Raw genomic sequence first — 20533 nt, forward strand, 5'->3', positions numbered from 1 at the left:
TCAGCCCGCGTTCTTGTCGAGGATCGCCTGCACGTCCGCGTCCGCCTGCTCCAGCAGCGCGTCGATGTCGGCGCCCTCGTCGGTCAGCACCGCCTGGACCACCGTGTCCAGCGCGCCGTACAGCTCCTGCGTCGAGCCCGCCGGCTCGAGGACCAGGGGCTGGTCGAAGATGACGTCGGTGAACCCCGTCATCTGGTCGAGCGGCACGTTCACCAGGTCGGCGATCCAGGTCTGCGACTCGTCGTACTGCTCCTGGCTGAAGATCGGCAGCACCGGGGTGCCGACCGGCTGGTCCGAGGCCACGAGCGTCTCGGCGTCCTTCACCGCGGCGTCCTGATCGGTGAGCTTGCGCAGGTAGTAGAAGTCGATCCACTTCACGGCGGCCTCCTTCTGCGCCTCGGAGGCCGAGGTGCTGACCGCGGCGAGCGTCCCGCCGCCGAGCACGCCCGCGTCGTCGCCCTCGAGCGGCACGGCGGTCAGGCCGTAGTCGTCGGGGTTGATCGCGTTGGTCTGCACCAGCGAGGTGTAGACGTCGGAGCCCGACGTGTACATGCCGACCTGGCCCGCCGCGAACGCCTGGTTGATCGACGACCAGTCCAGCAGGAAGTTCGCGCCCATGGAGTTGTCCTCCCAGCGCAGGTCGTGCAGGTACTCCAGGGCCTCCTTCGTGCCGTCGTTGTCGAGCGTCGCGGTGTAGGTGCCGTCGTCGTTCGTCTCCTGGACCCGGCCGCCGCGGGCGTAGGTGGCGACGGTGAGCTGCCAGCCGCCCGTGTTGTTCTGCGTCATCGTGGCGTAGCCCGCCTGGCCGGTGGCGTCGGCGATCGCCTTGGCGTCCGCGCGCACCTCGTCCCAGGTGGTCGGCGGGTCGTCGGGGTCGAGGCCGGCCTGCTCGAACAGCGCCCGGTTGTAGTGCAGCCCGATGCCGTAGACCGACTTGGCCGGGATCGCGTACACCTTGCCGTCCGCGCCGGTGCCGGCCTCCAGGACGTTCGGGTTGAAGTCGTCGGCGTAGGGCAGCGCCTGGACCTGCGCGTCGATGTCGGCGAGCTGGCCGTTCTCGATCAGGGTCTTGCCGTCCGTGAACGGGATCTCGAACACGTCGGGCAGCGTGCCGCCGGCGAGCTGGGCGGCGAACGTCGTCGCCTTCCACTCGTACTCCTCGGGCTGCACGTCGATGTCCGGGTTCGCCTCCTCGAACTGGGCGACCTGCTCGTCGAAGGCGTCGAACGCCTCCTGCTCCGAGCCGGGCAGCAGGGACACGACCCGCAGGACGGTCTTGCCGCCCGACGTGCCGTCGCCCTCGCCGGCGTCGTCGGAGCCGCTGCTGCACGCGGCGAGCAGGGTGAAGGACAGCGCGCCGGTCAGGGCGAGCGCCGTCGTGCGTGAGGACCTCATCGTCACTCCTCGGGTCGGGTGGTGCGGTGGGTGGGTTCGGTGGTCAGGCGGCGCGGAGCCAGGCCGCGGTGTCGGGGTCGAGCGCGGTGCCGTCGGTGGGGCCGCTGGCCAGCAGCACGCCGCGGTGCGACGGCAGCGGGACCGGGCCGGCGGACAGGTTGACGACGCAGAGCACGTCGCCGCGGGCGAACGCGAGCACGCCGGGTCCGGCGTCGAGCCAGCGCAGCTCGCCGTCGCCGAGGCCGGGCTCCGCGCGACGCAGGGCGAGCGCGGCGCGGTACAGCTGGAGCATCGAGCCGGGGTCGGCCTCCTGGGCCGCGACGGTCCGGTCGGCCCAGCCGGCGGGCTGCGGGAGCCACGGGCCGGCGGTCGCCCCGTCGAGCCCTCCGGCCGAGAAGCCGTACGGCGGCCGGTCCCCCGACCACGGCAGCGGCACCCGGCAGCCGTCCCGCCCGGGGTCCACCCCGCCGGACCGCTCGTGCATCGGGTCCTGCACCGCCTCGGGCGGCAGGTCCTCCACCTCGGGCAGCCCGAGCTCGTCGCCCTGGTAGAGGTACAGCGACCCCGGCAGCGCGGCGGTGAGCAGCGCGGCCGCCCGGGCCCGGCGGGTGCCCAGGTCCAGGTCGGTCGGGGTGCCGGCGCGCTTCGCGGCGAAGGAGAACGACGAGTCCCCGCGGCCGTACCGCGTCACCGGGCGGGTCACGTCGTGGTTCGACAGCACCCAGGTGGCCGGGGCGCCGACGTCGCGGTGCGCGGCCAGCGTGCGGTCGACCGACGCCCGGAGCGCGGCCGCGTCCCAGGGCTGGGCCATGACGTCGAAGTTGAACGCGGTGTGCATCTCGTCGGGGCGCAGGTAGGCCGCGAACCGCTCGGCGTCGTCCAGCCAGACCTCCCCCACCAGCACCCGGGTGCCCGGGTAGGAGTCGGCGACCTTGCGCCAGGCGCGGTAGACGTCGTGCAGCTCGTCGCGGTCGAGGTGCGGGTGCCCGCCGGGGCGCGTCGCCGTGCCGGGGGCCGGGAGCTCCGGCAGCGCCGGGTCCTTGACCAGCAGCGCGGCCGAGTCGATCCGGATGCCCGCGACGCCCCGGTCGAACCAGAACCGCAGCACGTCCTCGTGCTCGGCCCACACGTCCGGGTGCGTCCAGTTCAGGTCGGGCTGCTGCGCGGTGAACAGGTGCAGGTACCACTCCCCCGGCGTCCCGTCGGGGTTCGTCGTGCGGGTCCAGGTCTCGCCGCCGAAGCTCGACTCCCAGTGCGTCGGGATGCCCGCGCCGTCGGGGCCGGTGCCCGGGTGGAACCAGAACCGCTCGCGCTCCGGGGAGCCCGGGCCCGCGGCGAGCGCGGCGCGGAACCACGGGTGCTGGTCCGAGACGTGGTTCGGGACGACGTCGACGATCGTCCGGATGCCGAGCGCCAGGGCCTCGGCGATCAGCACCTCCGCCTCGGCGAGGGTGCCGAACGCCGGGTCGATCGCGCGGTAGTCGGCGACGTCGTAGCCGCCGTCGGCCATCGGCGACGCGTACCAGGGCGTGAACCACAGCGCGTCGACGCCGAGGTCCCGCAGGTACAGCAGCCGGCTGCGGACACCCGCGAGGTCGCCGGTGCCGTCGCCGTCGCCGTCCGCGAACGAGCGGACGTAGACCTCGTAGATCACGGCGTCCCGCCACCAGGTGGGGTCGTCGCTCGGGGGATGCACCACGGCGTGCCTCTGCTCTCGGCCGGTCCGCGGTCGTCGGTGACCGCGTAGCAGGGACACTAAATCCGGCGACGGCTTCTGCGCAAGAAGTCGACAGTTAAGTTATGGAAACGCGACACACGGGGGGGCGAGGGCGGGCACACGCCGCGTGCGGGGGCACGGGGCGCCGGGGCTCGGGCACGAGGGCAGGGGCCGAGCGACGTCGTCACAGGGGCGCGAGGTCGTCACAAGGGCGTGAGGTCGTCACTCGTGCCCGCCGACCTCACCCACGTGTGACGACCTCACGGCCGCGAGGGGCCGCGAGGCGGGGCGGGCGGGCGGGGGCGAGGCCGACGGCCCCGGCGGTTCAGGCGCCCGGGGCCGGCGCGGTGCTGCCGCGCACGACCAGCTCCGGCTCGAACAGCAGCTCGTCCGTCGACACCGGGTGCCCGCCGATCAGCCCGACCAGCAGGTCGATCGCGGCCCGCCCCATCGGCTCGATCGGCTGCCGCACCGTGGTCAGCGGCGGCTCGGTGCAGTTCATGAACAGCGAGTCGTCGTACCCCACCACCGACACGTCCTCCGGCACCCGCAGTCCGGCGCGCCGCGCGGCCCGGATCGCCCCGAGGGCCAGCGGGTCGCTCGCGCACACCAGGCCGGTCAGGCCCTGCCGGAGCAGCCGGGTCGCGGCGGCCTGCCCGCTCTCCAGCGAGTAGGCGCTGCGGGCGATCGCGTCGTCCGCCAGCTCGACGCCGAGGCGGGCGGCGGCGGCGCGGGCGGCGTGCAGCTTGCGCTCGGACGGCACGTGGTCGACCGGGCCCAGCACCAGCCCGATGCGGGTGTGCCCGAGCGACGCCAGGTGCCCGACGGCCTGCTCGACCGCCACCTCGTCGTCGCAGGAGACCCGCGGGAACGGCAGCTCCTCGATCGAGGCGTTGATGAGCACGACGGGCAGGCCGCGGTCGGCGAGCAGCGCGTAGTGGTCGTGGTCGGCGCCGCGCTGGGCGAAGTTGCCGCCGGCGAACACGATCCCCGACACCTGCTGGGTGAGCAGCAGGTCGACGTAGTCGGCCTCGGACACCCCGCCCGCGGTCTGGGTGCAGAGCACCGGCGTGTAGCCCTGCTGCGCGAGCGCGCCGCCGACCACCTCGGCGAACGCCGGGAAGATCGGGTTCTGCAGCTCGGGCAGCACGAGGCCGACGAGGCGGGCGCGCTCGCCGCGCAGCTTGGTGGGCCGCTCGTAGCCGAGCACGTCCAGCGCGGTCAGCACCGCCTGGCGCGTCTGCTCGGACACGCCGCTGCGGCCGTTGAGCACCCGGCTCACCGTCGCCTCGGACACCCCGACCTTCTGCGCGACCTCCGCGAGCCGTCCAGCCATGCCGCAACTCTACGACGTGATCGCGCAAGCGGCTTGCACGCCCGCGCGCCGGGGCCGTCAGGCGCTGGCGGCCTCCCGCGGGGCGAGCGCCCGCAGCTGCCCGGCGATGTCCCGGGCCCAGGCCCGGACCGCGTCGAAGTCCCGGTGGTCGCCCTCCTTGGCGCGGGCGCCCGCGATGATCGCCCGCTCCGCGAACGCGAGCTCGCTGCGCAGCAGCCGCCCGGCGAACGCCCGGTGCCCGACCGCCCCGACGTCCTGCATGAGCGCGAGCAGCTCGTGCGGGCTGTTCGCGCGCGCCGCGGGCTGCGTGGCGAGGCCGGACGAGAACACCCAGACCTGCCGCCGCCGCAGCTCGCCCGCGAGCCGCGCGGCCAGGTCGCGCGCCGACGGCATCCAGTGCGCCGTGTACACCGCCGAGCCGAGCACGACCGCGTCGTACCCGTCGAGGTCGGCCACGTCCTCCGGCGCGACCTCGTCGACCACGTGCCCGTCGGCCCGCAGCACGTCCGCGACGGCCGAGCCGATCTCCGCGGTGGCACCGTGGCGCGAGGCCACCGTCACCAGGACGTTCATCGCTCTGCCCTCCAGCGGCTGGGTCGCGGCGGTCGCGTCCGACCCCCTCCCGGCCCGGACCCGCCGACATCCATGGTCCGTCGCGGACCAGGCCCCGTCGTGGGCCGGAGGTCCCCCCGTGCGCCGGCCCATGGCCTGCCGGGCGGCGTCACGGCGCGCCCGCGTCCGCGTCGTGACCTGCTGCGCCGTCGCCGCGGTCGAGGTCCGGGATGGCCGGCTGGCCCGCCCGCAGCGCGCCGGCCACGTCCGTGAGCGCCGCGAGCTGCTCCGGGTCCAGGGCCCCGCCGACGTAGTGCGCGATGGCCTGGACGTGCCGCCGGCCGACGTCCTTCTGCAGCGCCGCTCCCGCGGCGGTGAGCCCGACCACGACGCCGCGACCGTCGCCGGCCGCCGGGGCGCGCCGCACCCAGCCGGCCTCCTCGAGGCGCTCGACCATCCGGCTCAGGCTCGGCTGGCTGAGCAGGCTCGACTCCCCCAGGTCGCGCAGCCGCAGGCCCCCCGGCGCGCGGGACAGCGTGAACAGCACGTCGTACTCCCGCAGCGTGATGCGGTCCCAGATCGGGTCGCGCTGCAGCCGGCGCATGATCGCGACCTGCGCGCGGAACAGCTCCTCCCAGGCGACCGCCGCGGCCCGCACGTCCACCGCCCCGGCCGCGGGCCCCGGGGCCATCGCCGTGTCCTGCACCGTCATCGCCGCTCCGTCCGCCGGTCCATGCGTTCGCATCTACCTCACCCAACCCCGGCGGTCCCGGCGGTGTTCCCGCGGCGGCACCCGGCGGCGCGGCTAGTCTGGCCCGATGCAGAACGACGGCGTCCGCTCGACGTACGTGCTGGTCGACGGCGAGAACATCGACGCGACCCTCGGCTCCTCGATCTTCAACGGCCGGCCCACCCCGGAGCAGCGGCCCCGCTGGGAGCGCGTGCTGGAGTTCGCGCACCGCACCTGGGGCCAGCAGCCGCGCGGCCTGTTCTTCCTCAACGCCACCAGCGGCACGCTGCCCATGTCGTTCGTGCAGGCGCTGCTCGCGATCGGGTACCAGCCGATCCCGCTGGCCGGCGAGGGCAAGGTCGTCGACATCGGCATCAAGCGCACGCTGGAGGCGCTGGCCGACCGGCAGGGCGACGTCCTGCTCGCCTCGCACGACGGCGACTTCGCCCCCGAGATCGAGGCGCTGCTCGGCGGCGACCGCCGCGTCGGGCTGCTCGCGTTCCGCGAGTTCACCAGCACCGCGCTCAGCCACCTCGCCGACCGCGGGCTCCAGGCGTTCGACCTGGAGACCGACGTCAAGGCCTTCAACGTCACCCTGCCGCGGCTGCGGATCATCCCGCTCGACGAGTTCGACCCGCTGCGCTACCTCTGACGCCTCCGGGCGGGCAGAGTGGGGCCATGGCGATCGCGGAGCCCGACCCCGTCCCGCCCGGCGAGCGGGTGCTCGTGCTGCTGCGCGCCGTGAACGTCGGCGGCACGTCCGCGCTGCCCATGGCCGACCTGCGCGCCGCGGCGGCCGACCTCGGGCACGGCGACGTCTCGACGCACCTGACCACCGGCAACCTGCTGCTGGTGCCCGCCGCGGGCTCCCCCGGCGACGCCGCGGGGCTGGCCGCGGCCCTGACGACCGGCCTGCGCGAGCGGCTCGGACGCCCGCTCGCGCTCACCGTCCGGACCCGGGCGCAGGTCGACGACCTGGTGGCGGCCAACCCGTACCCCGGACCTGCGGCGAGCGACCCGTCCCACCTCGTCGTGGTGTTCCTCGACGGCCCGGCGCAGGCCGACGGCCGGATGGACCTGTCCTCCTACGGCCGCGAGCGCGGGACCTGGCGGGGCAGCGCGGGGTACGTGCACTACCCGGACGGCATCGGCCGGTCCAAGGTCACCGCCGGGGTGCTCGACCGGATGTCCGGGCGGACCGGGACCGCCCGGAACTGGCGCACGGTGCTGGCGCTGCAGGAGAAGCTCGCCGCCTGAGACCGCGGCGCGCGGGCGGCCTCGCTACCGTGGGCCGCATGACGACCCTGTTCACCCGCATCATCGACGGCGAGATCCCCGGCCGGTTCGTCTGGGCCGACGACCGCGCGGTGGCGTTCGGCACGATCGCCCCGATCACGGACGGCCACGTGCTCGTGGTGCCCCGCGCCGAGGTGGCGTCGTTCACCGAGGCCGACGACGACCTGCTCGCGCACCTGACGGTCGTCGCCAAGGCGATCGGTCGGGCGCAGCAGGCCGCGTGGGACGCGCCGCGCGCCGCGCTGCTGGTCGCCGGGTTCGAGGTGCCGCACCTGCACCTGCACGTCCTGCCGGCGTGGGGCGAGGGCGAGCTGAGCTTCGCGAACGCCCGCCAGGACGTCCCCGCCGAGCAGCTCGACGCGGCGGCCGAGCGCCTCCGCGACGTCCTGCGCGCCGCGGGCGAGGGCTCCCGCGTCCCGGCCCGCCTGGACTCCCCGGCCCTCTGACCCCCGGGCGTGCGGCTGCGTCAGGCGACCGGGTCGTCCTCGCCGTAGGGGGCCAGGCGGAGCGTCCGGGCGTCGGCCGCCACGATCCGGTCCGCCAGCGCGGCCAGGCTCTCCGGGGTGTCCGTGCCCGCGCGCACGAACCGGCCGTGCAGCGCGTCCAGCCGCCCGGACCCGAAGGCGTCCACCAGCTCGACCGTCGCCTCGACCGGCGTCCACTCGGTGCGGTCGTCGTGCAGCGGCATCGCCTGGGTCATGTCGGTGACGACCACGCCCGGCGCGACGTCGAGCACCGTGACGCCCCGGCCGGCGTACTGCGCGTCGAGCATCGTGGTGAGCCGCGCGAGCGCGCCCTTGCTGATGCCGTAGCCCGTGTAGACGCCCGACGGCCGGTGCCCCGAGCCGGAGTTGATGTTCACCAGGTGCCCGGAGCCGCGTGCCAGCATGCCCGGCAGCACCGCGTGCGCGAGCAGCAGGGGGCCGCGCACGTTCGTCTCGATCACGCGCCACACGTCCTCGACGTCGTCGGCGACCAGGTCGACCTCGGCCCGCTCGATGACCCCGGCGTTGTTGACGAGCAGGCCCAGCCCGCCGAGGTCCGCGAACGCCTCCTCGACCCGCGCGACCGCCGCGGCGACGGCGTCGCGGTCCACCACGTCGACGGTCTCGACCACGACCCGGGCGCCGGGGCGGGTGGCCCGGGCCTCCTCGGCGACGGCGTCGAGGTGGGCGCGGGTGCGGCCGGCGAGCGCGACGTCCCACCCGGCGCGGACCAGGCCGAGCGCGAGGCCGCGGCCGATGCCCCGGCCTGCGCCGGTGACGAGGGCGGTGCGCGGGGCGGGGGCGGACGGGGCGGCGTCGGAGGTCGTCATGCCCCCATCGTCGCCCATCGGCGCCGCGCCGCCGCCCCGTCGCCGCCCGTCACCGACCCGGTCCCGCCCTCCTTCTCCCGCCGGACGACCCCGGGTCGGCATACTGGCGCTGCCCACCGCGTTGTCCGACGTCGGGGCCGGGTCCGGCCCCGGAGTCAGCCGCCCGTCAACGACCGCGAGGGGAGCCGCCCGTGGCCACGGACGCCGCAGAGCCCACCCGTGCCGTTCCCGGCCCGCCGCTGCGGGTCCGCCTGCCCTCCGTCAGCCCCTCGGTGCGCGACTTCCTCGCGACCGAGGCCGGCAGCGCCGTCTTCCTGCTCGGGGCGACCGTGCTCGCGCTGGTGTGGGCGAACTCGCCGCTCTCGGACGCGTACGACGCGCTGTGGTCGACGTCGGCCGGCTTCCACCTGGGCTCGTTCGGGATCGACCTGAGCCTGCACCACTGGGTGAACGACGCCGCGATGGCGGTGTTCTTCTGCGTGGTCGGCCTCGAGATCAACCGGGAGATCACCAGCGGCGAGCTGCGGGACCGCCGGACCGTCGCGGTGCCGGCGCTCGGCGCGCTGGGCGGCCTGGCGATCCCGGCCGTCATCTACCTGCTGTTCAACGCGGGCACCGAGGCCGCGCACGGCTGGGGCGTCGTCATGTCGACCGACACGGCGTTCCTGGTCGGCATCCTCGCGCTGTTCGGCCCGGCCTGCCCGGACCGGCTGCGGCTGTTCCTGCTGACGCTGGCGATCGTCGACGACATCGGCGCGATCACGGTGATGGCGGTGTTCTACAACGACGGCGTCGACGTCGCGGCGCTCGCCGTCGCCGGGGTGCTGGTGCTGGGGCTGCTCGTCCTGCGGTGGCTCGGCGTCTGGCGGCTGACGCCGTACGCGCTCATCGGCGTCGCCCTGTGGTTCGCGGTGAACGCCTCGGGCGTGCACGCGACGCTCGCGGGCGTGCTGGTCGGTCTGCTGCTGCCGTCGCGGCCGATGGCGCGGGACCACGTCGAGCAGGTGCCCCGCTGGACCGACGGGCTGGTCGCCGAGCCGACCGCGGACCGGGAGCACCTGGCCGAGCTCGCGGCGCGCGCCACGGTGCCCGCCGGCGAGCGCCTGCAGCGGCTGCTGCACCCCTGGTCGGCGTTCGTGATCGTGCCGGTGTTCGGCCTGGCGAACGCGGGCGTGCGGCTCGACCCGGAGGCGTTGCGCGCGGCCGCGACGTCGAGCGTGACGATCGGCGTGGCGGTGGCGCTGGTGGCCGGCAACACGATCGGCATCACCGGGGCCGCGACGCTCGCCATCCGCACCGGGCTCGGGCGGCTGCCCGGGCGGGTGCGGTGGGGCCACCTGCTCGGCGGCGCGGTGCTCGCCGGGATCGGGTTCACGATCTCGCTGTTCATCGCCGAGCTGGCGTTCGAGGGCGAGCTCGTCGAGCAGGCGAAGATCGGCATCCTCGCGGGCTCGCTCATCGCGGCGGTGCTCGGCACGGTGCTGCTCCGGGTCCTCGGCGACCGGCTGCCGCTGTGCTCGCCGGGCGACGAGCTGCCCGCCGGGCTGCCGCCGCGACCCTGGGTCGCCGGCTCCTGATCCCCACCCTCTTCTCGCGTCGACCCCCGATCGATCGGGGGTCGACGCGAGGAACGGGTGGGGTTCCGCGGGTGCGCGGCCTCAGCGCGCCGGCGCCGCCGCCGCGACCGCCGCGCGCAGCGCGGGCAGCTCGACCGGGCCCCGGTACCGCTCCCCCTGGACCAGGAGCGTGGGCGTCCCCCGCACCCCGAGCTCGAGACCGCCGACGTAGTCCGCCTCGACCAGGTCGGCGTACGGCTGGGCGCCCTCGCCCGCGACGGTCGCCGGGTCGAGGCCGAGGCGCGCGCCCGCGGCCCGGAGGTCGGGCTCGGCCAGCCGGTCCTGCTGCGCGAACAGCAGCCGCTGCATCTCCCAGAACAGCCCCTGCTCCGCGGCGGCCTCGGCCGCGAGCGCCGCGATCAGCGCGTGCGGGTGCACCTGGAACAGCGGGAAGTGCCGCCAGACGAGCCGCACCCCGCCGTCGGACTCCTCGACCAGCTGCCGGAGCACCGGCTCGGCGTCCCGGCAGTACGGGCACTCGAGGTCGCCGTACTCGGTGATCGTGACGGGCGCGGCGGGGTCGCCGAGGACGAGCCGGGGGGCGTCGGACATGCCACCAGCATGCCCGACGTCTGCCGCCGACCTGGCGGGCGCCTCAGCGCGGCCGCATCGGCGGGCTCGCCGTCCCCGCCCCGCGCGCGATCCCCGCGACCAGCTGCCGCATCGCCTGCACCCCGGTGTACCGCGGGTGGAACCCGAGCTGCCGCTCGGCGCGGGTCGTGTCGAGGACCGGCGCCGACGCCCCCATGTCGAACCAGCCGGGCCCGACCGGCGCGAGCCGCGCGTGCCACGCCAGCTGCAGCGCGGTGCGCACCGGGGCGTGCGGCACCTCCCGCCACCGGCCCCGCGACACGACGTCGGCCACGTCGGCGGCCCGGATGATCCCCGGCCCGGCCACGTTGTACGGCCCGCGCGCCTGCCGGACGACCGCCTCGCGGTACGCGTCGGCGAGGTCGTCGGCGTGCACCGCCTGCAGCCGGAACCCCGCGGGCCACGGCAGCACCGGCAGCCGGTTGTCGAGGAGCCCCGCCGGCACGAACGGCCCGAGGAAGTACCGCGTGATCTCGTGCCCCGCGGCGTGCTGGAAGACCAGCGCCGGGCGCAGCCGCGCGATCGTCAGGGTCGGGTACCGCAGCTCGGCCTCGTCCAGCAGCCGCTCGACCGCGACCTTGTCGACGCTGTAGTCGGACGACCGGATCCCGCCGGTGTCCCACTCCTCGTCCCGGGGCTCGTCGGAGTACGACGGGCTGTACGCCCCGACCGACGACGCGACGACCAGGTGCGGCACGCTCGCGTCGACCACCGCGCCGAGCACGCGGCGCATCCCGTCGACGTTGACCCGCCGGAGCTGGTCGCGGTCGTGGCTCGGCTGGATCAGCCACGCGAGGTTGACGACCGCGTCGGCGCCGGCGAACACGCGGCGCAGCCGCTCGACGACCGGGCCGTCCGGGCCGGGCGCGCCGATGTCGACGGCGTGCCAGTCGGTGGTGTCGTACGGCGGCGGGGGCGTCCGGCGCGGCGTGCGCCGGGCCACGCCGACCAGGGCCGTCACGGTCGGGTCGTCGCGCAGCCGGCGCAGCACGGCGGTGCCGACGTTGCCGCTGGCGCCGATGACGACGACCTTCACCGCGCCTCCCCGGTCCCGGCCGGCTCGCCCGGCTCGCCGTCCTCCGCGAACGCCTGCTCGCGGGCGACCTGCCCGAGCCGGGTCAGCGTCGCGATCTGCTCGTCGGCCTGGTCCAGCAGCCGCTGCAGCTGCGCCGGGTCGAGCCCCAGGTCGTCGGCCCAGATGTGCAGCGTCTCCCACAGGCCGCGCTTGGCGACGACGGCGCCGCGCATCAGGTCGAGCTCCAGCACGGCGGTCAGCGGGGACTGGTCGGTCAGCCGCCCGTTGGGCTTCAGCCGCCCCGCGCGCTCGACGACCGCCAGGCCGACGCGCTTGACCACCGACGGCCGCACGTCGAGCCGGTAGGAGGTGTCGCGCAGCCACTCGCGCTCGTCGGTGACCTCCTGCGCGATCCGGGCGAGCGCCGGCCCCAGCGGGGTGTCCGCGTAGGCCTCCGCCATGCGGCCGAACCGCGCGCTGCCGCCCTCCGCCCCGGCGAGGTGGTCGCCGAGGTAGGAGTCGAGCAGCGTGCGGTCGAGCCGCCTCACGGGGTCCCGGCGCCGCCGCCGTCCGCGCCGTCGGTGCGCGGGTTCAGGTTGTCCGGGTCCGCGTCGGGGTCGGCGCCGCCCTCGTCACCGCCGGAGGCCTGCGTCCCGGTGCGCGGGTTGAGCATCTCCGGGTCGGTGTCGGGGTCCTCGGCGGGGTCGTAGCCGCTCTGCGTGGTGTCGTCGGTGCTCATGGGCCCACGCTGGCACCAGGCCCCGGACCTCGCACCCCGAACGGCCACCGCAGCCCGGAGGGACCGCCGGGACGATCGTCCCTGGTGCCCGGTGCGTGGATCTGGTGCACCGAGCACCGCGTGCGCTGGTTACCATCGAGTCGTGCCCTCAACTGTCGAGCCGGTCGATGTCGTCCTGGTCGGTGGCGGGATCATGTCCGCCACGCTCGCCACCCTGCTCTCCGAGCTCGAGCCGTCCTGGCGGATCGAGATCGTCGAGCGGCTGGACGGGATCGCCCTGGAGAGCACGGACGCCTGGAACAACGCCGGCACCGGGCACGCCGCGCTCTGCGAGCTGAACTACACCCCCGAGCGCGCCGACGGCACCGTCGACATCGCCAAGGCGGTGACGATCAACGAGCAGTTCGCGCTGTCCTGCCAGCTGTGGGACCACCTGCGCGACGAGGGCCGCCTGCCCGACGACTCGTTCCGGTCCGCCGTCCCGCACCTGACGTTCGTCCGGGGCGCCGACGACGTGGACTACCTCCGCCGCCGGCACGCCGCGCTGACCGCGCACCCCCGGTTCGCGCACCTCGAGTACACCGAGGACCCCGAGACCATCGCGTCCTGGACCCCGCTGATCATGGCCGACCGCGATCCCGAGGAGCCCGTGGCCGCCACCCGCGCCCTCGACGGCCTCGACGTCGACTTCGGCACCCTCGCCCGGCGCATGGTCGACGACCTCGTCGCCCGCGGCGCCCGGGTCCGGCTGCAGCACGAGGTCCGGCGGATCAGCCGGCGCCGCGGCGGCGGCTGGCGGCTGCACCTGGTCGACCGGGCGTGGAACGCCAGCCCGAAGCGGTCGACGCTCGACGCGCGGTTCGTGTTCATCGGCGCCGGCGGCGGCGCGCTGCGCCTGCTCCAGGACGCCGGCATCCCGGAGATCAAGGGCTACGGCGGCTTCCCGATCAGCGGCCAGTTCCTCCGCACCACCGACCCGGCGCTCGTCGAGCGGCACCGCGGCAAGGTCTACGGCAAGGCCGCCGTCGGCTCCCCGCCCATGTCGGTCCCGCACCTCGACACCCGCGTGGTCCAGGGCGACCCGGCGCTGCTGTTCGGCCCGTACGCCGGCTGGAGCATGAAGTTCCTCAAGGCCGGCTCGTGGACCGACCTGGTCCGCACCGTCCGGCCGGGCAACCTGATCCCGCTGGTCGCGGTCGGCCTGCACAACCTCGACCTGCTGAAGTACCTGATCAGCGAGGTGCTGGCGACCCGCGACGCCCGGATGCGCACGCTGCGCGGGTTCATGCCGACGGCGCGCGAGCGCGACTGGGAGCTCATCACCGCCGGCCAGCGCGTGCAGGTCATCAAGCGCGGCAAGGGCGGCGGCGTGCTGGAGTTCGGCACCGAGCTGATCACGGCCGCCGACGGGTCGATCGCGGGCCTGCTCGGCGCCTCGCCCGGCGCGTCCACCGCGGCGTCCGCGATGATCGACCTGCTGCGCCGGTGCTTCCCCGAGCGGTACGCCGGCTGGCGTCCGCGGCTCGAGGAGATGATGCCGCAGCTCGCCGAGGGCTCGACGGCGGCCGCTCCGGGCGCCGGCGAGGCCCCGGACGCCGACCCGGACCTGGAGACCGAGGACCCGGCGCGCCCGGGCGGCACGGACCCGAACCCGGGCGTCGGCCACGAGCCGGGCCCGGAGCCGCGCGACGCGTCCCCCCGCGCCGCCGCCCGCCGCCCGGCGCGCCCGACCCTCCCCCGCCGCCGGGACACCCCGGTCGCCTGACCGCACGCGTCTCCGGTCGCCGGATCCGTGGCGGCGGAGGAGCGTGGGGGCATGAGAGCCCTCGTCCTGAACTGCACGCTGAAGCCGTCGCCGCAGCCGTCGAACACCGAGCAGCTCGCACGCGTCGTCGTCGAGGCGCTCGAGGGCCACGGCGTCGAGGTCAGCACCATCCGGCTGGCCGACCACGACATCCCGCCCGGGGTCGAGTCCGATCTCGGTGGCACCGACGAGTGGCCGGCGGTGCGTCGCGCGGTGCTCGACGCCGAGATCCTGGTCGTCGCCACGCCGACCTGGGTCGGCCACCCGTCGTCGATCGCCCAGAAGATGCTGGAGCGGATGGACGCGATGATCTCCGAGACGGACGACGCCGGCCGCCCGGTGGCCTACAACCGGGTCGCGGGGGTGGTCGTCACCGGCAACGAGGACGGCGCGCACCACGTCATCTCCGAGATCGCCGGCGGGTTGGTGGACATCGGCTTCACCGTCGCACCGCAGGGCTGGACCTACTGGAACCGCGGGCCGGGCCCGGGGCCGGACTACTCCGGCACCGACGAGGGCCACGAGTGGAGCCGGTCGACCGGGCGCGCGATGGCGCAGAACCTGGTGGGCGTGGCCCGCGCGCTGGCCGCGACCCCGCTCGGCCCGCCCGCGTCCTGACGCCGGCCGATCCCTCGCCCCCGCGCACCCGCGCCCGGAACCGCAACGACCCCCGGGAGCGCTGCTCCCGGGGGTCGATCGGGTGCGGCGGAGCCGGCCGAGCCGCCCCCTGCGGGCTCGGACGGTGCCGCCGCGCGCCGGCCGGTGCCCTCCACACCCGCCGTGCGCGTCACCCGTGTAGTCCGCAGGGAACGACGATCCGTCACGTCGCCATCGTGTGACCTCGATCACATCGTGTCACAGCCGGTCACAGCCCCGTGTCGAGGACCACCCGCCCGTCGATCGTGCCGGTCTCCATCCGCGTGAAGACGTCGTTCACCGCGTCGAGCGGCCGCAGCTCGTACTTGGTGCGCACGAGCCCGCGGGCGTAGAGGTCGACGGCCTCCTGCATGTCGAGCCGGGTGCCGACGATCGACCCGCGCACGGTCAGCCCCCGCAGCACGGTGTCGAAGATCGACAGCGGGAAGGTGCCCGGCGGCAGCCCGACCAGCGACACCGTCCCGCCGCGGCGCAGCATCGACAGCGCCTGCGGGAACGTCGACTCGCTGACCGCCGTCACCAGCGCCGCGTGCGCGCCGCCGACCAGGTCGTGCACCGCCTCGCCCGGGTCGCCGTCGCGGTGGTTGACCACGAGCTCGGCGCCGTACTCCAGCGCGGACGCGCGCTTGGCCTCCGAGCCCGTCACGGCGATCACCCGGTAGCCCATCGCGGCGGCGTACTGGATCGCCATGTGCCCGAGACCGCCGATCCCGGAGACCACCACCCAGTCCCCCGGCTTCGCGTCGGCGACCTTGAGGCCCTTGTAGACCGTGACGCCCGCGCACAGCACGGCGGTGACGCCGGCCGCGTCGACCCCCTCGGGGATCCGCGGCGCGTACCGCGCGTCGACGAGCATGTACTCGGCGAACGAGCCGTCGACCGAGTACCCGGAGTTCTGCTGCCCGGTGCACAGCGTCTCCCAGCCGCGCAGGCAGTCCCGGCACGTCCCGCAGGCCGTCGCCAGCCAGGCGTTGCCGAGCCGGTCGCCCTCGCGGACGCCGCGCACCTCGGAGCCGACCGCGACCACGCGACCCGCCCCCTCGTGCCCGGGCACGAACGGCGGCGACGGCTTCACGGGCCAGTCGCCGCGCGCGGCGTGCAGGTCGGTGTGGCACACGCCGGAGTAGTCGACCCGGACCAGCGCCTCGCCCGGCCCCGGCACCGGCACCGGGCGCTCCTCGACGACCAGCGGGGCGCCGAGGTCGCGGACGACCGCGGCCTTCATCATCTCGGGCACAGCAGCTCTCCTCACGCCACGCGCCCACCACCTTGTGAACGCTGTCACGAGAACGTATCGCCGCCGCCCGGTGCTCCGGCAGGGACCGAGGGCCCACCGCCGGGACCGACCGCGTCCGGATGCGGCCCGCGAGGCGTCCTGCGACGGTGGGGTCATGACCAGCAGACTCGTGCTCGTCCGCCACGGGGAGAGCGAGGGCAACGTCGCCGCGACCCGCGCGGAGCGCTCCGGTGCCGAGACCGTCGGCGTGCCCTGGCGCGACGCCGACACCCCGCTGTCCGGCACCGGGGAGGAGCAGGCCCGCGCACTCGGCGCCCACCTCGCCACGCTGCCGCCCGATGAGGCCCCCGAGGTCCTCTGGGTGTCGCCGTACGTCCGGGCCCGGCGCACCGCCGAGCTGGCGCTCGAGAAGGCCGGTCTGCCGCTGCGCACGGTCGTCGACGAGCGGCTGCGGGACCGGGAGCTCGGCATCCTCGACGGCCTCACCAGCCACGGCGTCGACGCGCGGTTCCCCGACGAGGCCGCCCGCCGCGACCGCCTCGGGAAGATGTACTTCCGGCCGCCCGGCGGCGAGTCCTGGGCCGACGTCGCGCTGCGGCTCCGCTCGGCCGTCGCGGACATCGAGCGGCGCGAGGCGGGCCGGCGCGTGCTGGTCGTCTGCCACGACGCCGTCATCTGGCTGCTGCGCTACGTCTGCGAGGGCCTCACCGAGGACGAGCTGATGGCGCAGGTCGCCGAGCACAGCGTCCGGAACGCGTCCGTGACGGTCCTGGTCGGCGGCCCGGACGGGTGGCGCGCCGAGGTCGTCGACGACGTCGCGCACCTCGGCGGCGCCGAGGTCACCGAGCACCCGGGGCAGGGCGATGAGTGACGCGCCCGCCCTCACCCCGGCGCTGCTGCGCGGCTGGCCGCTGCCGGCGCGCGACGGGGCCAAGGACGTCCGCGGCGGCGTGCTCGTCGTCGGCGGTGCCCGCCGCACCCCGGGCGCCGCCGCGCTCGCCGGCCTGACCGCGCTCCGCATCGGCGCCGGGCGGTTGACGCTCGCGGTGGCCGAGTCCGTCGCGGCGCCGCTCGCGGTGGCCACGCCCGAGGCCGGCGTGCTGGCCCTGCCGGAGGACGCCGACGGCTCGCCGACCGGCGCGACGCCGCCGCACCTGGCCGCGGAGCTCGAGCGCGCCGACGCCGTCGTCGTGGGCCCCGGGCTGGACGAGCCCGAGGGCGCCGCGGCCCTGGTGCGGTCGGTGCTCGACGCCCTCGCCGGCCGGGACGCGGCCGTGCTGCTCGACGCCTTCGCGCTCGGCGTGCTGCCGGGGCTGCGGGACGAGGTCGCGCTGCCGGAGGGCCGCACCGTCCTCACCCCGAACACGACCGAGGCGGCGCGGCTGCTGGGGGTCGACGACGTCGACCCGGACGACGCGGCGGTCCGGGTGGCCGAGCGGTGGGGCGCGGTCGTGAGCTGCGCCGGGACGATCGCGCACCCGGACGGGCGACGATGGACGTCGGCGACCGGCTACCCCGGGCTCGGGACGTCAGGCAGCGGCGACGTGCTGGCGGGGGCCGTCGCGGGACTCCTCGCCGGCGGCGCCCCTCCCGAGCAGGCCGCCTGCTGGGGCACCGCCGTCCACGGGTCCGCCGGCGACCGCCTGGCCGCCCGCATCGGACCGCTGGGCTACCTGGCGCGCGAGCTGGCGGACGAGGTCCCGGCCGTCCTCGTCGAGCTGCAGGCCTGACGGCGCGGCGTCCGGCGCGGCACCGTCGCCCGGCGGGCCGCCACCCGGCTCGGCGACGAGGTCCGCGCCGACGACGTACCGGAACTGGGTCACGGTGGGCTCGTCGATGCCGGCCGGCTCCGAGCGCAGCGTGACCTCCTCGTGCCCGGACATCCGCCCGGTGCCCGCGTCGACGAGGAGCACCTGCACCGCCTCGATCCCGGTCGGCGGTCCGCCGGGGACACCGAGCGCCACGGCGCGCCGCCCGGTCCGGTCGGTCACCTCGCCGGCGAGCGTCACGCCCGGCTCGTCGGCCAGGACCGTCCACAGCGTCGACTCGAACGCCGAGGGCAGGACGTACCCGTCGGACACGATCGCGGCGGCCTGGTAGAGGCACCACGCCGCGGAGGTCGTGTCGGGGCCGCAGCCGATCGCGGCGCCGCCGGCCGCCTCGAGGAGCTCGGCGCGCAGCGTGGCCGGGTCGTCGGACATCGCGGTGAAGAGCCCGGGGTCGAACGTCCCCGCGGGGATCCGGTCCACCGCCGCGTCCGCCGGCGTGGTGTCGATCGCGGCGAGCAGCCCGTCCTCTCCGAGGTGCTGCCCGCGCCACTCCGTCGCGACGAGCGACCCGTCCGGGCTCAACCAGGTCTGCCGGACCACCGGGTCGACCGTCGACGTCGCGGTGCCGTCCCCGCCGACGACCGTGCTGAGGTACCAGGCCTGCGCCAGCACGTGCTGCACGTCGCCGGCCGGCTCGGGGTCGGGGTGGGCGGCCGCGGCGTCCGCGAGCGCGAGCAGCGTGTCGCGCGCCGGCTCGCCGCCGCCCGCCGCCAGCTCCTCGGGGGTGACGGGGTAGGCGAGCATCGGCGGGGACCCGCTCGCGACCGCGGCCGGCGGGTCGTGCAGCGGGAGCAGGGCGAGCACGGTGCCGCCCACCGCGGCCGCGGCGACGCCCGCCGCGGCGGCGACCCACCGGCGCACGCGACGCGGGGCGCGGTCGGCGCGGCGGGAGGCGCGCAGGGGGACGACCGGGGCCGGGGCCGGCCCGGCGTCGCCGTCGGCGCCGACCGGTGCGGACGGGCCCGTCGCCAGGATGCGGGCCAGCAGGTCCTCGTCGCCGCGGTGGGCGACCGGGGCCGGCGCGCCGACGTCGTGCGCGGCCAGCAGCGCGCGCAGCGCGTCCGCCTCGGCGAGGGCGCCGCGGAGCTCGGCGTCGCGGTCGTCGTCGGTCATCGGTCCCTCCCCCCGGGTCCTGAGGTGTGCGTCGTGCCGTCCGTCGTGCCGTCGTGCGTCGTGCCGTCGAGCACCGCGGCCAGCCGGGCGCGGGCCCGGGACAGCCGCGAGGTGAGCGCGGTGAGCGAGCAGCCGAGCACCTCGGCCGCCTCGCTCGGCGTGAGCCCGGCCCACACGGTCAGGGACATCGCCTCGCCCTCGGCCGGCGGCAGCTGGGCGAGCAGCCACCGGGCCAGGTCGTCGCCGGCGAGCCGGTCCGACGGGTCCGCGACCGGCGCCCGGGTGGGCTCGGCCGCCGCGGCCCCGGCGACGGTACGGAGCTGCCGGCCGCGCTGCTCGTGGACGTGCTTGACCTTGTTGCGGGCGACGCCGAACACCCAGGGCCGGAGCTCGGCGGCGGGCACGGGCGCGTCGGCCCACCGACGCCACAGCACCAGGAAGGTCTCCGCGACCACGTCCTCGACGAGGTCGTCCGGGACCTGCCGGCGGGCGTACCCGCGGACCTGGGGCGCGAGCAGGCGGTAGGCAGCGGCGAACGCCTCGGCGTCGCCGTCACCCGCGAGGGCGCCGTCCGCGCCCTCGTCGCCCCCTGCCCCCACGCCGTCCTCAGGTCGCTCGTCAGCATGTCGTCGCAGTCATCGTACGGACCGAGAGGCTGCCCACGGACGTCGTCGGCGTCTGCGCCCCGGCGTTCCAGCAGGTGACGCCGCCGGTGCCACCCGACCCGGAGTAGGTGCGCACGTCCACGGCCATCCGGTTCCAGACGGAGCCGGCGCTCGCCATCGACGTGGCCTGCAGACCGGACGTCCCGGTGGACCAGAACGTGCCCGAGTACCCGGTGCCGCTCCAGAGGCAGAACCGCCCGGCCCCGCACTGGCTCGCGCTGTACCCCGTCACCTCCACGGGCCCCGGGTCGTCGTCCGCCGCGTTCGCGGGGGCGGCGAACGCGGACAGGGCGAGGACGGCGGCGCCGACGAGGGCGGCGCGGAGGCGACGGGCGGTGGTGGGCTGCACATGGGGTGTCATCCCGCCATGCTCCGAGCCCGTCACACGTGCGGCCTGTGAGATGCGTCACACGCAGCCGCACATGGCAGAGTCGGGCCCCGTGACCGACCGCTACGCACCCGACGACCACCTGGGCCACCGCTCGCTGCTCGTCGCCGCCGCCTACGTGCTCCTGCTCCGCGGGGACGAGGTGCTGCTGCAGCTCCGCCACGGCACCGGGTACATGGACGGCCGGTGGGTGACGCTCGCCGGGCACGTCGACCCGGGCGAGTCCGTCCACGAGGCGGCGGTGCGCGAGGCGGCGGAGGAGGCCGGCGTGCGCATCGACCCGGCGGACCTCGAGCCCGTGACGTCGCTGCACCGGTTCGAGCGGGGCGGCCCGCAGGTCGAGCAGCGCTGCGACTGGTTCTTCGTCGCGCGGCGCTGGTCCGGCGACCCGGCCGTCGCCGAGCCGGACAAGGCGGTCGAGATGCGCTGGTTCCCCCTCGGCGCGCTCCCCGAGCTCGTCGTGCCGCACGAGCGGCTGGTCCTCGACGGCGTCCGCGACGGCGGCCTGCCGGCGGTCGTGTCGCTGCCGTCCTGAGCG

22 protein-coding genes and 1 pseudogene are annotated in these 20533 nt (G+C 76.1%); 9 read left to right on the forward strand and 14 right to left on the reverse strand.

The window, feature by feature from the left end; genetic code table 11:
- The 5 genes from FKM96_RS03980 to FKM96_RS04000 form a co-directional block, all read right to left on the reverse strand.
- Nucleotides 1–1395: an ABC transporter substrate-binding protein gene (locus tag FKM96_RS03980; protein ID WP_147794140.1), complete on the reverse strand. Its 1395-nt coding sequence runs from the start codon at nucleotides 1393–1395 to the stop codon at nucleotides 1–3.
- Nucleotides 1396–1438: 43 nt separating this feature from the next.
- Nucleotides 1439–3094, reverse strand: coding sequence for a glycoside hydrolase family 13 protein (locus tag FKM96_RS03985; protein WP_210417364.1), 1656 nt, complete (start codon nucleotides 3092–3094; stop codon nucleotides 1439–1441).
- A 343-nt stretch (nucleotides 3095–3437) separates the two neighbouring features.
- Entirely contained in the window at nucleotides 3438–4448 is a 1011-nt protein-coding gene (locus FKM96_RS03990) for a LacI family DNA-binding transcriptional regulator (RefSeq protein WP_147794142.1), read from the reverse strand.
- 57 nt (nucleotides 4449–4505) lie between these two features.
- Complete coding sequence (locus tag FKM96_RS03995; RefSeq protein ID WP_147794143.1) at nucleotides 4506–5021, reverse strand: flavodoxin domain-containing protein; 516 nt, start codon at nucleotides 5019–5021, stop codon at nucleotides 4506–4508.
- A gap of 148 nt (nucleotides 5022–5169) precedes the next feature.
- The gene (locus FKM96_RS04000; RefSeq protein ID WP_246855193.1) at nucleotides 5170–5712 is read right to left on the reverse strand and encodes a MarR family winged helix-turn-helix transcriptional regulator; all 543 of its coding nucleotides are present in this window, start codon (nucleotides 5710–5712) and stop codon (nucleotides 5170–5172) included.
- 106 nt (nucleotides 5713–5818) lie between these two features.
- Between FKM96_RS04000 and FKM96_RS04005 the strand changes: the two genes are divergently transcribed.
- The 3 genes from FKM96_RS04005 to FKM96_RS04015 are packed head-to-tail and all read left to right on the forward strand — an operon-like array spanning nucleotide 5819 to nucleotide 7472.
- Nucleotides 5819–6382, forward strand: coding sequence for an NYN domain-containing protein (locus tag FKM96_RS04005; RefSeq protein ID WP_147794144.1), 564 nt, complete (start codon nucleotides 5819–5821; stop codon nucleotides 6380–6382).
- Between the two features lie 26 nt (nucleotides 6383–6408).
- Complete coding sequence (locus FKM96_RS04010) at nucleotides 6409–6987, forward strand: DUF1697 domain-containing protein (protein WP_147794145.1); 579 nt, start codon at nucleotides 6409–6411, stop codon at nucleotides 6985–6987.
- A 38-nt stretch (nucleotides 6988–7025) separates the two neighbouring features.
- Nucleotides 7026–7472, forward strand: a complete 447-nt coding sequence (locus FKM96_RS04015) for an HIT family protein (protein ID WP_147794146.1) — start codon at nucleotides 7026–7028, stop codon at nucleotides 7470–7472.
- Nucleotides 7473–7492: 20 nt separating this feature from the next.
- Here FKM96_RS04015 and FKM96_RS04020 read toward each other — a convergent pair whose 3' ends face one another.
- Nucleotides 7493–8341, reverse strand: coding sequence for an SDR family oxidoreductase (locus tag FKM96_RS04020; RefSeq protein WP_147794147.1), 849 nt, complete (start codon nucleotides 8339–8341; stop codon nucleotides 7493–7495).
- A 191-nt stretch (nucleotides 8342–8532) separates the two neighbouring features.
- Here FKM96_RS04020 and nhaA point away from each other — a divergent pair, with 191 nt between their 5' ends.
- Complete coding sequence (gene nhaA, locus FKM96_RS04025) at nucleotides 8533–9918, forward strand: Na+/H+ antiporter NhaA (RefSeq protein ID WP_147794148.1); 1386 nt, start codon at nucleotides 8533–8535, stop codon at nucleotides 9916–9918.
- A gap of 81 nt (nucleotides 9919–9999) precedes the next feature.
- On the opposite strand, the gene FKM96_RS04030 is transcribed toward nhaA, so the two are convergent.
- From FKM96_RS04030 to FKM96_RS20520, 4 genes are read right to left on the reverse strand one after another with little or no spacing between them, the layout of a single operon-like run.
- On the reverse strand, nucleotides 10000–10509 hold the full coding sequence (locus FKM96_RS04030; protein WP_147794149.1) for a DsbA family protein: 510 nt from the start codon (nucleotides 10507–10509) through the stop codon (nucleotides 10000–10002).
- Between the two features lie 43 nt (nucleotides 10510–10552).
- On the reverse strand, nucleotides 10553–11584 hold the full coding sequence (locus tag FKM96_RS04035) for an NAD-dependent epimerase/dehydratase family protein (protein WP_147794150.1): 1032 nt from the start codon (nucleotides 11582–11584) through the stop codon (nucleotides 10553–10555).
- Nucleotides 11581–12111 (reverse strand): hypothetical protein, encoded by a 531-nt coding sequence (locus FKM96_RS04040; protein WP_147794151.1) that lies wholly within the window; start codon nucleotides 12109–12111, stop codon nucleotides 11581–11583. Before FKM96_RS04040 ends, FKM96_RS04035 begins: the two co-directional genes overlap by 4 nt.
- Complete coding sequence (locus FKM96_RS20520; protein ID WP_168216872.1) at nucleotides 12108–12302, reverse strand: hypothetical protein; 195 nt, start codon at nucleotides 12300–12302, stop codon at nucleotides 12108–12110. The genes FKM96_RS04040 and FKM96_RS20520 overlap by 4 nt, the downstream gene beginning before the upstream one ends.
- A 193-nt stretch (nucleotides 12303–12495) precedes the next feature.
- Between FKM96_RS20520 and mqo the strand changes: the two genes are divergently transcribed.
- Together mqo and FKM96_RS04050 are read left to right on the forward strand one after the other, a co-directional pair.
- Nucleotides 12496–14067 carry a malate dehydrogenase (quinone) gene (gene mqo, locus FKM96_RS04045; RefSeq protein WP_246855327.1) on the forward strand — a complete coding sequence of 524 codons (1572 nt, stop codon included), beginning with the start codon at nucleotides 12496–12498 and terminating at the stop codon, nucleotides 14065–14067.
- A gap of 51 nt (nucleotides 14068–14118) precedes the next feature.
- Nucleotides 14119–14724 carry a flavodoxin family protein gene (locus FKM96_RS04050; protein ID WP_147794152.1) on the forward strand — a complete coding sequence of 202 codons (606 nt, stop codon included), beginning with the start codon at nucleotides 14119–14121 and terminating at the stop codon, nucleotides 14722–14724.
- A 247-nt stretch (nucleotides 14725–14971) separates the two neighbouring features.
- Here the strand turns inward: FKM96_RS04050 and adhP are convergent, their stop codons facing one another.
- Nucleotides 14972–15991: an alcohol dehydrogenase AdhP gene (gene adhP, locus FKM96_RS04055; RefSeq protein WP_246855328.1), complete on the reverse strand. Its 1020-nt coding sequence runs from the start codon at nucleotides 15989–15991 to the stop codon at nucleotides 14972–14974.
- A gap of 163 nt (nucleotides 15992–16154) precedes the next feature.
- Between adhP and FKM96_RS04060 the strand changes: the two genes are divergently transcribed.
- A complete protein-coding gene (locus FKM96_RS04060) occupies nucleotides 16155–16871 on the forward strand; it encodes a histidine phosphatase family protein (protein ID WP_147794153.1) in 717 nt (238 codons plus the stop codon).
- Nucleotides 16864–17730 (forward strand): NAD(P)H-hydrate dehydratase, encoded by an 867-nt coding sequence (locus FKM96_RS04065; protein WP_147794154.1) that lies wholly within the window; start codon nucleotides 16864–16866, stop codon nucleotides 17728–17730. The genes FKM96_RS04060 and FKM96_RS04065 overlap by 8 nt, the downstream gene beginning before the upstream one ends.
- A gap of 204 nt (nucleotides 17731–17934) precedes the next feature.
- Here FKM96_RS04065 and FKM96_RS21300 read toward each other — a convergent pair.
- The 3 genes and pseudogenes from FKM96_RS21300 to FKM96_RS04075 all read right to left on the reverse strand — a co-directional run.
- A pseudogene (locus FKM96_RS21300) lies at nucleotides 17935–18942 on the reverse strand (hypothetical protein); the annotation flags it as partial.
- Nucleotides 18939–19541, reverse strand: a complete 603-nt coding sequence (locus FKM96_RS04070; RefSeq protein ID WP_168216873.1) for an RNA polymerase sigma factor — start codon at nucleotides 19539–19541, stop codon at nucleotides 18939–18941. The gene FKM96_RS04070 and the pseudogene FKM96_RS21300, both read right to left, overlap by 4 nt.
- A gap of 19 nt (nucleotides 19542–19560) precedes the next feature.
- Nucleotides 19561–19968, reverse strand: coding sequence for a peptidase inhibitor family I36 protein (locus FKM96_RS04075; protein WP_147794156.1), 408 nt, complete (start codon nucleotides 19966–19968; stop codon nucleotides 19561–19563).
- 79 nt (nucleotides 19969–20047) lie between these two features.
- Between FKM96_RS04075 and FKM96_RS04080 the strand changes: the two genes are divergently transcribed.
- Nucleotides 20048–20530 (forward strand): NUDIX domain-containing protein, encoded by a 483-nt coding sequence (locus tag FKM96_RS04080; RefSeq protein WP_246855194.1) that lies wholly within the window; start codon nucleotides 20048–20050, stop codon nucleotides 20528–20530.
- Nucleotides 20531–20533 lie beyond the last annotated feature (3 nt).

The organism is Cellulomonas sp. Y8 (assembly GCF_008033115.1).
Classification (GTDB): Bacteria; Actinomycetota; Actinomycetes; order Actinomycetales; family Cellulomonadaceae; genus Cellulomonas.

What these genes read in the sequence shown, in the direction of transcription:
- FKM96_RS03980 (WP_147794140.1), bottom strand. Translation starts at nt 1,395, where the DNA reads ATGAGGTCCTCACGCACGACGGCGCTCGCCCTGACCGGCGCGCTGTCC.
- FKM96_RS03990 (WP_147794142.1), bottom strand. Translation starts at nt 4,448, where the DNA reads ATGGCTGGACGGCTCGCGGAGGTCGCGCAGAAGGTCGGGGTGTCCGAG.
- FKM96_RS03995 (WP_147794143.1), bottom strand. Translation starts at nt 5,021, where the DNA reads ATGAACGTCCTGGTGACGGTGGCCTCGCGCCACGGTGCCACCGCGGAG.
- FKM96_RS04000 (WP_246855193.1), bottom strand. Translation starts at nt 5,712, where the DNA reads ATGACGGTGCAGGACACGGCGATGGCCCCGGGGCCCGCGGCCGGGGCG.
- FKM96_RS04005 (WP_147794144.1), top strand. Translation starts at nt 5,819, where the DNA reads ATGCAGAACGACGGCGTCCGCTCGACGTACGTGCTGGTCGACGGCGAG.
- FKM96_RS04010 (WP_147794145.1), top strand. Translation starts at nt 6,409, where the DNA reads ATGGCGATCGCGGAGCCCGACCCCGTCCCGCCCGGCGAGCGGGTGCTC.
- FKM96_RS04015 (WP_147794146.1), top strand. Translation starts at nt 7,026, where the DNA reads ATGACGACCCTGTTCACCCGCATCATCGACGGCGAGATCCCCGGCCGG.
- FKM96_RS04020 (WP_147794147.1), bottom strand. Translation starts at nt 8,341, where the DNA reads ATGACGACCTCCGACGCCGCCCCGTCCGCCCCCGCCCCGCGCACCGCC.
- FKM96_RS04030 (WP_147794149.1), bottom strand. Translation starts at nt 10,509, where the DNA reads ATGTCCGACGCCCCCCGGCTCGTCCTCGGCGACCCCGCCGCGCCCGTC.
- FKM96_RS20520 (WP_168216872.1), bottom strand. Translation starts at nt 12,302, where the DNA reads ATGAGCACCGACGACACCACGCAGAGCGGCTACGACCCCGCCGAGGAC.
- mqo (WP_246855327.1), top strand. Translation starts at nt 12,496, where the DNA reads ATGTCCGCCACGCTCGCCACCCTGCTCTCCGAGCTCGAGCCGTCCTGG.
- FKM96_RS04050 (WP_147794152.1), top strand. Translation starts at nt 14,119, where the DNA reads ATGAGAGCCCTCGTCCTGAACTGCACGCTGAAGCCGTCGCCGCAGCCG.
- adhP (WP_246855328.1), bottom strand. Translation starts at nt 15,991, where the DNA reads ATGATGAAGGCCGCGGTCGTCCGCGACCTCGGCGCCCCGCTGGTCGTC.
- FKM96_RS04060 (WP_147794153.1), top strand. Translation starts at nt 16,155, where the DNA reads ATGACCAGCAGACTCGTGCTCGTCCGCCACGGGGAGAGCGAGGGCAAC.
- FKM96_RS04065 (WP_147794154.1), top strand. Translation starts at nt 16,864, where the DNA reads ATGAGTGACGCGCCCGCCCTCACCCCGGCGCTGCTGCGCGGCTGGCCG.
- FKM96_RS04075 (WP_147794156.1), bottom strand. Translation starts at nt 19,968, where the DNA reads ATGACACCCCATGTGCAGCCCACCACCGCCCGTCGCCTCCGCGCCGCC.